This window comes from Methylophaga sp. F-2 (genome assembly GCF_056859315.1).
In genome coordinates, this window is sequence record NZ_JBSXOF010000022.1 from 1 (window position 1) to 12,551 (window position 12,551).

The window sequence follows — 12,551 nt, forward strand, 5'->3', positions numbered from 1 at the left end:
CTGTAGTTCTGGTCGACAACTAGACTGGCTGCTTCCAGCTTGAACTCAGGGGTAAAACTTCTTCTTTGTTTTGTCATTGAACACCTCTTTGGAGGTCATATTACCTCCTAAAATGGTGTCCGGGATCAGTTAACCACTACACAATAAATCTATTGCAGTCACGACTCATACGAACCATTAATTCAAACCCTATTTTTTTTCAACTCCTCGAGAACAAAACAAATAAACAATGGTCTGTCTATTCATCTCTTTCGCATGAGCAATTAGTTCTAAAAACTTCAACTAACACAAATACTTATTGATATGATATATCATATTTAATAAATTCATTATATGATATATTCCCAGCTATTTTTTTGATCATGAATATTCGTTATGAAGCAAATCCCACCTAGTCCATATGCTAAGCCTGTAACCCTTGTCGGACTCATCATTTTATTGATTGCTCTTCTTAACTATTTCTTTAGTGATAAGCCAGGTGACAATGCTGAAGTAACAGAAATAACATCAGATAACAGTAAGCCTGCTGAAATAGCTGCAAATGATAGTTCGAGTCATACAGATAATAATCACATCAGTGATGAGAACTCACAGCCAGTTTCTGCTGAGCCTGTAGAGCCTCAACCTCAGGATATACGCTATACGGTAAAAGACGGCGATAGTCTTGAAACGATATTCAATCAGTTAAACATTCCTATCAATACGCTCTACAACATACTCGAAGCCGATGAAGCGTATCTCGATGCAGATGTCTTACATCCTGACCAGCAACTTATCTTTACTTTAGACAAAGAACACAACCTCACCGAGTTAGCCCTGGTGATCGATCCCAAAAAGACGGTCATTTATCAAAGAAGTGACGACAACAACTTCATTCACGATGAGAAATTAACACCCACATCATGGCAAACAGAAGTGTTAAAAGGCACGATTGAAGGCAGTTTTTATCTTTCTGCTGTCGATGCTGGCCTCACTGATAAAACCATTATGACGGTGAGAAAATTACTGCAAAGCAAAATTAATTTCCGCCGAGATCTGCGTGCTGGTGATGAATTTCAGGTGGTGATGGAACGAGAAACCATCGATGACACGCCTATTGGGAATAACACTGTTGTTGCTATCCGTTTTAATGGTAAGAAAGTGGACCTAAGTGCTTATCTGCACACCGATGGCATTTACTACGATAAAAATGGTGAGAACCTCACCCCGGCACTACTTCGCTATCCGACAGAAAAACGATTCAGAATCAGTTCTTCTTTTAATCCTCGCCGCTTAAACCCTGTGACAAAAAGAATCTCCCCTCATAACGGTGTTGATTTCGCCACACCTGTTGGCACTAAAGTGATCTCAACGGGTGATGGTGTCGTATTGCGTGTTGCAACACATCGCTATGCAGGAAAATATGTGGTGATTAAAGAGTTTGGCGCCTTCTCGACGAGATACCTACACCTGAGCAAAATTCTTGTTCGCAAAGGGCAAAAAGTATCGCGTGGCCAAGTCATTGCATTGTCAGGAAACACAGGCAGAAGTACTGGCCCACATTTGCATTATGAACTACACATCAATGACAAACCCGTTAACCCCATCACCGCCAAAATACCGATGCTGAAATCCATACCCAAAACGGAAATGGCGGTTTATCAGAAACATATCAAAAATCTTGATGATTTGATGTCAGGTGAAGCGATTGTTACTGCAGGTGGAATTGATTGGCTGAATGAGTGGCTGATGCGAGACAAACAAGCAGAAAAAACATCTACCATGTAACAACATCAGTGGAGTTTTGACATTAAGTCACGAACCTCGTCAGCACGTAATGGCCGCACCAAGCGGCCTACTTCCTGTCCATCATGCAGTAGTATCAACGTCGGCCAGAGCTTGACTTTAAACCCACGCCCCAGTCGTTTGCCCTTTCCGTCATAGATTTTAATATGGCTCAGATTGGCATGCTCATTGACGACTTCATTTATTGCCGCACTTGCCGCCTGACAATGTCCACACCAGGGCGCACCAAACTCAAGCAAAATATCACCTGATAACTCACTAACTTGTTGCAAGGTGAGTGTTTCTTCTGAGTAATCAAAGTTAGAAGCTATACCATCGGTTTTCATACAATTAATTCCCTACCCTGATTTACTACAGTCACTAATGAAGAGCTAATAACGTAATGGTTAAAAGAGCAAAGCATATGTTAACTTAAGCATTAAATATAGAAATCAAGCTGAACGATAATGAGCCAACGAATTGCTTTTCCGTATTTACCAATACACACAACGTTAATTACATTATGGTTCGCACGACTAGGCAAATAAGGGCGAGAGGCTCAATTAAGTCTGGTTGAAAACGTTGTTTGGCACATAGCTTTTTCCTAGTCTTTCAGAATCAAGTATTTTCTGCCTCCATAACCTTCATAAACCTGAACATCTCATCTTCCTCCCCTCCTTGATGAACCTGATCTCCTCGCTGATTAGGATCGGGATGGAACTTGTTGTAAAACTCAATAATCTTGAAGCCACATCTATTAACGTAAAAGTGAATGTTACGTTTCTCAAAATACGGAGTAACGGTTTCCCAGGTTTTGGTGCTTGGGTACTCTCTTTCGATCGCTTTCCAGGCTTGGAGCCCTAGCCCCCGACTCTGCCAATCGGTCGAGATGAAGAAAAACGACAACGAGTTTCGATTACTTGTTTCGTCGATTACCACAACCGCGCCTCCAACACGCTGGTCATTGACCATTATCCAGTAGGTGACAGATCCCTCACCCTTAACAGAACGATCAATGTCTTCATCAGAAGGAATTGGCTCCTCAAGCGGGTGACCTAAGTCCGCTTCCGCCGCAACCCGAAAAGAGCTTTGAAGAGCAACTTTGAACTCGCTGAAGGAGTTGGCGTTAGCCTTTTGGAGTTTGACTGTTCCAAAATCCTCATACTCACTCATCGACTTAACTTCCAACAAGTTTCACTAGACCTAAATTTCAACTGAGTTTCACCTTTCTGTCAGGAATCGTGAGAGAACTATCAAATCTCCAGGAATTATGCATCATAAAAAAGCTCTGTCAGATTGCTACTCAACACTGCTTTTATCATTATTATCACGTGGGTGAAGCTCTGACTCTATCCACTTCGCGACTTCTTGTTTGTCTTTACGTTTTACCATCTGCCTCGTATTAATATCTTTTGGATAAACGCAAGTGCCTGTATTGTGCTTCAGCACAAATGCTCGTTTCGCCCCAACAGGGTGTTTACTCGGTGCATGAATAACTGCCGCCCTCAACTCCAGGCGCTCAACGTCTTCCAGTGAAGCGTTTAAACCTATTTCATTTTGAGTCTTTTCAATAATATCTCGAAACGTACCTAAAATCAGATAACCGCCATTGAGCAATGGCCCTTGACGTAAGGTTTGCTGAACGTCCTGCTCAGTCACGTTTATGCGTTCAAACTCCGTCACGGCAAGCTTATGCTCCTCTCCGGACGTCATTTTTATCACCGCTTGCACGCACACTACATGAACAGGTCGCTCCCCCATATTCACCAGTAAACATAAAGCATCAGGGTTTTCATTTTGGGCATGGTGAAAAATAAGATAAGGCCGATTATTGCGGCGATATTGACTAAGAATTAACTGTAGATAGACAAGCCAGATAATGGCCATAACAGCAGAGCTGATGGGGCCAACATACTCCATAGATTCTCCTCCTCCGTGGGAAATTAATGTTTAGAGGAGTACAGACTGAGAACTCAGCGATGAGTTTCATTTAGTAAATTGATGAGGTATGTGAGTAAGTAATAAATTGCAAGAAATCAAGTTTGATGACACTTTGATTTTCGCCAAACAATTCCCTTACTTATTGTTTTTTAAAACTTTCTCTGACCCTACAGCATGCCTCATGCGAAGTATGCATTGTATAGCGGATTGACTGAAGTTCAGTGCTTAGTTCGTTGTGTTCATACAAATAACGCCATTGCTCAAATGATTTGCTTAATGACTCTAGGCATGAATGGATATCTTCTCCCTCATAAAGTTGGTAATGAGGGCGAACATCACTAGCTGCATTTAGAAAATGCTCTTTGCCCTTTTTGGGCATACCTTTGTAAATACTTGCGAGATGATGCCCTTTAATTTTATTGCCGTAAGCATTATGAATCGCTTTGAGATAAAGCTCTATGCTGAAAACGGCATTAACGATAAAAGGCGATAGGCTAATACCCTTAAATGGTGATTTTTTTAAATCTCGTTTGTAGAGGTCATTTGCTACCGAAGCAAAAGCGCTTGCCTGATTAAACATAGCATCATTAGTTGTTACTTCTTGATACAACCCTTTTTCCTTGAGAATGGCTTCAACAGCTTTTGCATCTTCAAGGTTATTGCCGGTGGCATCATGCTCACCGACAACTATTCCGTTTAATAGAATATCCTTTTTTACCATGATGGATTCTTTATACCCTCAGAAAACATAAAATGCCCAAAGCAGCGGTGTGAAGCATCCGCCTGCCTTTGCTAGTTAGCCTTATTTGGGAATGCTTAACCAAGTAGGGCTTGATATGGATTCATGATTAAGAACAAACATTATTTCGTAGGTTTTTTGCCCAGAGGGATGCAAAGTATCTATTTCATTTCCAATGACAGCATCATACCCAAGCTCTTTTGCTGATATTACTAATTCTTCAATTACGTTTCTTGTAAGTAATTGAAGCTCATTGAATGCTGCTGCACCTTGTTTCGTATGCTTGGCATTTGAAGCTAAATTTACTTTCCTCTGTATCATTTCGGCTTCGTCTTGGGTCGATGCAGCATATTTCATTATACTTCCAGTTTCCCAGCCCTGAGCCCAATAAAATGGAACAGTGATTTGAGGAGATTTGCTGCCAAGCTTCTTCTTAGAACACTGGAGTCGATATTCTTCAGACTCAGAGGCGTTACAGCTATTCATATTTAACACATTGGAACCTTCAATCAATTCGGCAGTGCAAATACCACCGGAACCATTTGCTGATCCAAGCGCGTACTCCTTACTTGTAGTAAAGAATATTGCTGAATGCGCTTCAGCCCCCCCTTTATGAGCAGGTTTACCTAAAGGTAATTTCCATTCGGTAAAATGAACTTCTGTGCCGTGAATCCATTTTTTTATTACGCTCATCCTCTCTCCTAATATTGATGGCTAACAGTCTCTTTTATGAAGCCGCTGGCTTCATAATAAATATTAAAGAAGTCGCTTCATAATTCCGACTTAATATTTTCAAGTATTTGATTATAAATAAAAATGTGATTAAATTTTTTGAGAAATAGAGCCGAAAGGATGAAGTGGGCTGGAAAAATAGAGCCAAATCTTGATTCTCTTGGAGATGAGTATATCTCTGAGAAAAAGCGATGTTCATATTGAAATATCCATTTCTGTGTCCCTTTAATCCTTTACGAGCTGATGTTTAGATCGCATTGCAATCTATTGATATTAGCTCAATATTCCATAGTTTTAACGGCCAAGCAACATTCAAAAGCATTGGACGATAAATATCGTGATGTTCGCTAGCTCAATCTCAACCAACGCCCATTTTGTTCGTAGACTTCAAATTTGGCCCATTGGCGGAAAGCTTCGCGTTCTAGCATGCCGGTGTTGTATAGGTCATTACCGGCTACATTTTTGTAGATAACCACATCATTTTTACTGCCTTCTTTGCCTTCATCTATGACGCGGCGAACAGCCCATGTGTGACCAATTTTGCCATTGCTGTAGAACTTGCCTGTTCTGATTTTTTCTGGGTGCTCGATATGCAGTAAGGCATTTTGTTTAGCTTTTTCGAGGAGTTCGCTTAAGCCTTCTTCGGTTAAATCGACAAAGGAATCCAGCTCACGAATAGCGGCATTAAAATCTTCGGTGGTCAGAGAGACGTCTTCGGATGGTAAATTTACATGAGTAGCTTCTTTAGTCTGCCTGGATAAGTGCACCGGATAGCGTCGCCAGTGAAATAAGGCATTAAAGACAATTGCCACCAGCAGAATAGCGATAACATTCACCAACACCGGGAAAAGCAAATAGCTGTAGCCCAATTGTGTGATACCTGCCCCGCCCATAACGGCATTTAATGCAGTGGCACCACCTGGTGGATGAATGCAACGGGTGTAATACATCAGTCCCACCGCCAAACCCACGGCAATAGCGGCTGCCAGTGGCGTTGCTCCAAGAAGGTATTGGCAGGTCACACCCACAGCAGCAGAGATTAGATGACCTGCAATCACTTGCCATGGTTGTGATAAGGCGCCATGAGGAACAGCAAACACTAATACGGCAGTGGCACCGAAAGAGGCAATGATCAATAACTCTGAACCCGCACTGATTGCAATATGCTGTGACAGCCATTTTGTCATCAGGATGGTCTCTAGAATACCGACCATCGCGCCTAAAGCAGAGATCACTTTTTCGCTATGGCTGGTTCTATTTTTCTCAATCCCCAGCCATAGCATGAGTCGTTTTAAAGCATGCTTCATAAATTAAAATCACGGGATACAAAATAGGCATAAATTATACCTATTTAAATCATCCTCATATAGCAATAGGTTTTATCGAGCTCACCCCTTTCTCTCGGCGAATAAAATGGGCGTGTATTGATACAAAAAAATACTGTATGCCAACACCCATAGCAGGATACTGAGCCATAGACTCAATAAACTGGCTGAAAATACGGTAAACATCATCGTTCTGACTAAGCCGGCTATCAATACGCAAATAAAAGCGATTTTAATCTTTGAAGACGCGATAATGGGTCTGCCAGTATGACCGAGTGAGACTCGTGACATCATGCTTAAAATAAGCCCGCCCATGCCGCCGACGGTTAATACATGCAAGGCATCATTCATGCTCACATCACCACCAGCATAATGATAGGCCAGCAGACTGAATCCAAGAGGAATACACCAGTAACTCAGGTGTAATGACCATAATAAAGGGTGAGATAAGCTAGTAAGGAACCGCCAGCAAGCACACCTTATTGCAGTGAGACATGCTGCTATCACTAGCATTACCGCCAGAACACCAGCCGGTATCCATATTTGTAATTGCAGGAAAAACACCGCCACAATCAACCAGACAGAAAACAGTGCTGCCCTGTCCAGCCATGTCCAACGAGGCCTGGCCGGAATCTGCGTGGTGTTAGCCGTAAACATCGGAATAATACGGCCACCGATGACTGTCATCATCAGAGTAATCAGAAATACGGCTGAATAAAGACTGTTGCTTGCCGTTTCAAACTGCTGCGCCTGAGTGGATAGATGAAAGTTAATATTGGTAAAAATCAGTAGCAGCAACACCACAACCGCAAAATAATTACGCTTTTGTTTCTTTTGATAAATCAATTTCGCCAGGAAAAGCCCGGCATATATAAAGAAACTGCTATCCAGCAATATCACTAACCATGATGGCAAGCTAACTGCTGGCCACATCGCAATACGGCCTACAAGCCAAAACCCTACTAATAATGCACATTGCTGACCATGAATGGACCGTAAACCTGTCCAGGTTTGTACGGCCGTTAATAAAAAACCAACCAACACCGCACCGACAAAACCAAACATCATTTCATGACCGTGCCAGAGTGTGGCGGGTAAGGCATGACTCGGATTTACCCAACCATTCCATACACCTCCCCAATAAAGCAGAGCGATGATGCCAAACAGACTGGCTAGTAAAAATAACGGCCTGAAAGCGAGATCAAACACAGGCTGTGAGAAAAACGCACGGGAAGATGTTATACGCATACACTGATACCGGAAGATAAAACAGCGAGCCCTTTCGGGCTCAGCTGTTGGGTGAGGTTAAATAATCTCGTCATGTGGGCCGAATGTTTCAAAATGGATACGCTCAGAAGGCACACCATTCACATGTAGTTGCAGGCGCACAAAACGCATAAATTCCAGTGGGCCACACAGATACACCTCGACATTGTTGAAATCGACTTTGTCTCTGAGCAGGTTAATATCCATTAGGCCTGCATTGATATCATCTGACACATGGGTTTCTTCGCTATACCAGTAAAACTCATGCAGATTAGGCCGCGTGATTTTCAACGCCGCCAAACGCTGTTTAAATGAATGTTGCTGAGCGTTTTTGCAGGTATGTAAAAAGAAGATATCGTGCTGATAAGCTTCATCACTCACTAAGGTCTCCAGCATAGACATCATTGGCGTTAAGCCAACTCCGCCAGAAATCAACATCACCGGTCTGCTAGGTTGGGTTAAAAAGAAAGCACCCGCCGGTGGCATTAATTCAACTATATCACCCACTTCCACTGCATCATGCAGATGATTAGACACTATGCCTTTTATAGGAGAACGCTCACGTTTCACACTAATACGGTAATGATCAGGGTGATATTTATCTGAGAGTGAATATTGGCGAATCTCAATATTCTCGGCATCATCAGGCTTCACTCTGACGGCAATATACTGGCCCGGCTGATACTGTCTTATCGGCTGACCATCCACCGGTTCAAAAATAAAGCTGGTCACTAACTCAGACTCTTTGATTTTGTCTTTGACCCGAAACGCTCTAGGTCCGGTCCAACCACCCTGCTCTTCTCTGCTAGTTTGATAAAGCGCTTTTTCACGGTCGATTAATACCGTTGCCAACAATTGATAGGCTTTTATCCAGGCCTCAGCCACATCGTCGGTGAACTCATCGGGTGCTAACTCTCTTAAGGTCTCAATCAGGTGATGACCGACAATCTGATATTGCTCAGGCTGAATATCAAAGCTGGTGTGTTTCTGTGCGATGCGCTCAACCAATTCGCCAAGTTCACCCAGATTATCAATGTACTTGGCATATGAAGCCACCGCGCTAAACAACGCAAATTGCTGACGACCGCTTTTTTGATTGCTCAAGTTAAAGATATCTTTTAGCTCTGGGTTAGCCGTAAACATACGCTGATAAAAATGATCAGTGACCGCTGTGCCGGCCCCTTCCAGTAAGGGAATGGTGCTTTTTACGATTTGAATAGTGCGTGTATCTAACATGTTGTCCTCGCTGTGCTGTTTTTATGTTTTGCTACTCACACATTGCAGAAGCTATGCCAGATAAACCTGCTTATATAATTCAGTTACTTAGTCATATATACTTCATCAACCGTGTCTTTATGACCTACATAAAATAGAGTCATTTTGACCTGTTCATGTTTATATAACCTGATTAAAAAGAACCGCACAATGTCATTAAACAGCCATCACCTTTTAGTGGAAGTCGCCCTGGACTTAGCTAACAGCTTAAATACCGGAGATCGGTTTGATCGCCTGTTAGGCTCAATCCGAAAAGCCATTGCCTGTGATGCTGTGGTATTACTCGGCTTTCGTGATGGCATGCTGACCCCATTAGCCATGCAGGGATTATCGTCTGACGTATTAGGCAGGCGCTTTTTACTTGCAGAACACCCGAGGCTGCAACGCATTTGTGACTCAAACAAACCACTGTTATTTGCTAACGACTGTGATTTACCCGATCCCTACGATGGTTTGCTGGTGTCTCAATTAGGTAACTTACCGATTCATTCCTGTATGGGATTACCATTGTATTCAGACAATCAGCTTATTGGTGTTGTCACTTTAGATAGCTTTAAACCACATGCTTTTGATGATATTGAATTAAAAACGCTGGAATTAATCACAGCCTTATCCGCTGCTACTTTAAAAACGGCATTAGAGTTCAAGAAGCTGGAGTTAAGTGCCCATCATGCCCAGGAAGTCGTCAAAGAGTTAACTCAGGAAGCCTTATTAAAAGACGGCGGTGAGATTATTGGGCAAAGCCCAGTCATGCAAACGCTGAAAAATAATATCGAACTGGTGTCTGGCTCCAATTTTACAGTGCTGATTACGGGTGAAACCGGGGTAGGCAAAGAGCTGGTTGCCAGGAAAATACATCAACTTTCAGAGCGTAAAACGGCTCCACTGGTCTATTTAAACTGTGCTTCCCTGCCAGAGTCATTGGTTGAAAGCGAGTTATTCGGCCACACCAAAGGCGCCTTTACCGGCGCAGATAAAGCACGTGCCGGTAAATTTCAGCTGGCAAATGGCGGCACCTTATTTCTGGATGAGGTGGGTGAATTACCACTCAGCACACAGAGTAAATTATTACGCGTTTTGCAGTCAGGTGAGATTCAACCTGTTGGGCAAGATAAAGTCGAACATGTGGATGTACGCATAATTGCAGCCACTAATAGAAATCTGGAAAAAGAAGTCGAGAATGAGCAGTTCCGTTCCGACCTTTATCATCGTCTGATGGTCTACCCCATTCACCTGCCCAGCCTGAAAGAACGTGGTGAGGATGTATTGCTACTGGCCGGATATTTTCTTGAACGCATCAGTCGTCAGCTGAATATCCGCCAGCTACGATTAACCTCAGAAGCCAACACCAGCCTGCTTAATTATTCCTGGCCCGGCAATGTGCGTGAACTGGAACATGTGATCAGCAGAGCAGCATTGAGAGCAAAAGCCATATCACCTCACCAGGCGATTGTGTCTCTCACTTCTGAGTTACTTGAAATTACAGCTGATACCCCAGTATCGAGCTTAGCTGAACTGGATACCCCCCCAACTAACAGCCAGCCGAATATGAGTTTAAAAGCCGCGACAGAAGCCTTTCAGAAAAGAGTCATTGCCCACGCATTACAACAAGCCGATGGTAATTGGGCACATGCAGCAAAACAGTTGCAGATGGATCGCTCAAACCTTATCCGCATGGCGAAACGGCTTAACATCACCGTTCAAAAAAATACGCAGATAACGTTTAACTGACTCGATATAAGCGCACGGGAAAAGGGGCAGACTTATTTTCCAACTCATACTCAGGTTTCAAATGTTCTAGCGACTTGATTCTCCAGTTTTATCTGAAGGGAAAAGCTTTCTAACCTATGAAAATAATCAAGTTTACTGCCCCTTGATTTCTCTGACCCTAAATATCTACATAACAACCATATTTGCCGCTGGTTTTGGAGCGGAAAACCAGTCCGGCAACATACGCTTGTTGTGCATTACTTTAACTGAGGTACTCCATCGATATTCTCCAGCCACCTATTTATTGCAACCTTTTGTTTCTCAGATATTTTCCCATTTGAAACGACGGTCTTTCTTACTCTAACTAAAAAATCCGTTTTATCTGTTGGCAGCTTTTTGATGCCTACATCAATCCAGAACAAATAATTGTAGATTCTTTGTAGTACCACTGGACTTAGGTTTTCTGGTGCTTTAGATGCAATATTATTTATATGTCTAACGTCGGAATCCGATAGCCCTTGAGAATGGTGCTTTTCATAGTATTCTTTTAGCACCGGATATGAACATTTAAGTTCATCCACAAGTTTATTCTCTCGTAGCGTTAAGTACTCGATTGCACTCTTTTCTGGATTCTCGGTGGTCGCTCCACCTTGCCCACCATGGCCTCCACCAACACGATCATTTGTACCTAAAGTAAATTTAGTTAAATCAGGAATTCCTGAAGTTGAGCCTTTCCCAGCATTATTTATTGCACAAGTAGGACCTGCATAAGATAACTCTCCGGTCTCTAAATCCTTTAAAACATATGCTTTCAGAGAGGTTAAATATTGAGGACAGAAATCACATTTTCTAGTGGTTTCTGTTAGATCCCTCCTAATTACTTGATATGACACAATACCTCCTTGGGTTCATAACGCCGCGCATAAGCGGCCGAACGATAGCAACACCGAGCCCACGACTTTTGTAGGCTATGTTAGTGCAATTGTTATGCACTGATTGCGCCCACGATTTGGAGAATGAACCCAGCTGTCAAAAGTAATAAACCAAGCAATGCAAGTAATATCGACTTGTCTTCGTGACCAGAAGTACTTGTCTCGATAATTTTCTTTTGCTCCTGAATTTGCAAATCATACTTCTGAGCTATTTCTGATTTAAATCCAGCTATTTCTTCCCCAGTATAAGGCGGAGATGGTAGATTCCACATTCGTTTAATATCAGACCTGATGCTTTCTAGAGTGCTAATTCGGTTTTCTGCTAGTTTAGCTCGCCATTTTTTTGAATACCCAAAGACGAACTCGTAGGCAATAAGCCAGGCTCCAACTATGTCCAGCATCAGCCCAATTATTGTGTAACTCATTCGAACTTTCCTTTATGCATAACGCCGCCATCAGAGGCAAATAGACTGGAGCCAACTTGTGGTAAATTGAACGAAGCGAACCACAAATTGGCGGAGCGTAGTTTTGTCGCTTGCAGCACTTTGTTGGCAATTTAAACCTCTCGCTTACTCTTCAACTTCTTCTTTCGATACCTATCTCTCTAATTACCAACAAACCAGATGATATTGCACGCTTAAAGTCCTACAAAACGACTAAAAATCAACGTTCATAAAAATACGCAGATCACTTTCAACTGAAGCACTGAAAATCAAACACTCTGCTCCTGACCAATCCCCACGAAAGGCATATTAAAAACAATGAGTTAAAATCAAAAAAAGGAACTCTCATGATATTTAACGATCGGATCAGTTACCACACTTATCAAATCAGGAAATACCATGAGAGCCCAGACTATTCTGAATA

12 protein-coding genes are annotated in these 12,551 nt (G+C 42.4%); 2 read left to right on the forward strand and 10 right to left on the reverse strand.

Annotated elements, in window-relative coordinates; all coding sequences use genetic code 11:
- Window positions 1–375 precede the first annotated feature (375 nt).
- Window positions 376–1,767, forward strand: a complete 1,392-nt coding sequence (gene mepM, locus AC13DA_RS15600; protein WP_284451642.1) for a murein DD-endopeptidase MepM — start codon at window positions 376–378, stop codon at window positions 1,765–1,767.
- 5 nt (window positions 1,768–1,772) lie between these two features.
- Here the strand turns inward: mepM and AC13DA_RS15605 are convergent, their stop codons facing one another.
- From AC13DA_RS15605 to hmpA, 8 genes are all read right to left on the reverse strand, one after another.
- The gene (locus AC13DA_RS15605) at window positions 1,773–2,111 is read right to left on the reverse strand and encodes a thioredoxin family protein (protein ID WP_284451643.1); all 339 of its coding nucleotides are present in this window, start codon (window positions 2,109–2,111) and stop codon (window positions 1,773–1,775) included.
- Between the two features lie 271 nt (window positions 2,112–2,382).
- Window positions 2,383–2,937, reverse strand: a complete 555-nt coding sequence (locus AC13DA_RS15610) for a GNAT family N-acetyltransferase (RefSeq protein ID WP_284451644.1) — start codon at window positions 2,935–2,937, stop codon at window positions 2,383–2,385.
- A gap of 126 nt (window positions 2,938–3,063) precedes the next feature.
- Window positions 3,064–3,684 (reverse strand): hypothetical protein, encoded by a 621-nt coding sequence (locus AC13DA_RS15615; RefSeq protein WP_284451645.1) that lies wholly within the window; start codon window positions 3,682–3,684, stop codon window positions 3,064–3,066.
- 160 nt (window positions 3,685–3,844) lie between these two features.
- The gene (locus AC13DA_RS15620; protein WP_284451646.1) at window positions 3,845–4,426 is read right to left on the reverse strand and encodes a hypothetical protein; all 582 of its coding nucleotides are present in this window, start codon (window positions 4,424–4,426) and stop codon (window positions 3,845–3,847) included.
- 81 nt (window positions 4,427–4,507) lie between these two features.
- Window positions 4,508–5,137: a hypothetical protein gene (locus tag AC13DA_RS15625; RefSeq protein WP_284451647.1), complete on the reverse strand. Its 630-nt coding sequence runs from the start codon at window positions 5,135–5,137 to the stop codon at window positions 4,508–4,510.
- Window positions 5,138–5,523: 386 nt separating this feature from the next.
- Window positions 5,524–6,483 (reverse strand): HPP family protein, encoded by a 960-nt coding sequence (locus AC13DA_RS15630; protein ID WP_284451648.1) that lies wholly within the window; start codon window positions 6,481–6,483, stop codon window positions 5,524–5,526.
- An 81-nt stretch (window positions 6,484–6,564) separates the two neighbouring features.
- Complete coding sequence (locus AC13DA_RS15635) at window positions 6,565–7,749, reverse strand: NnrS family protein (protein WP_284451649.1); 1,185 nt, start codon at window positions 7,747–7,749, stop codon at window positions 6,565–6,567.
- 57 nt (window positions 7,750–7,806) lie between these two features.
- A complete protein-coding gene (gene hmpA, locus AC13DA_RS15640; RefSeq protein ID WP_284451650.1) occupies window positions 7,807–9,003 on the reverse strand; it encodes an NO-inducible flavohemoprotein in 1,197 nt (398 codons plus the stop codon).
- A gap of 189 nt (window positions 9,004–9,192) precedes the next feature.
- Between hmpA and norR the strand changes: the two genes are divergently transcribed.
- Window positions 9,193–10,773, forward strand: coding sequence for a nitric oxide reductase transcriptional regulator NorR (norR, locus tag AC13DA_RS15645; RefSeq protein WP_284451651.1), 1,581 nt, complete (start codon window positions 9,193–9,195; stop codon window positions 10,771–10,773).
- Window positions 10,774–11,009: 236 nt separating this feature from the next.
- Here the strand turns inward: norR and AC13DA_RS15650 are convergent, their stop codons facing one another.
- Both AC13DA_RS15650 and AC13DA_RS15655 read right to left on the reverse strand, forming a co-directional pair.
- Entirely contained in the window at window positions 11,010–11,645 is a 636-nt protein-coding gene (locus AC13DA_RS15650; RefSeq protein ID WP_284451652.1) for a hypothetical protein, read from the reverse strand.
- Between the two features lie 92 nt (window positions 11,646–11,737).
- On the reverse strand, window positions 11,738–12,109 hold the full coding sequence (locus AC13DA_RS15655) for a hypothetical protein (RefSeq protein WP_284451653.1): 372 nt from the start codon (window positions 12,107–12,109) through the stop codon (window positions 11,738–11,740).
- Between the last annotated feature and the right edge of the window lie 442 nt (window positions 12,110–12,551).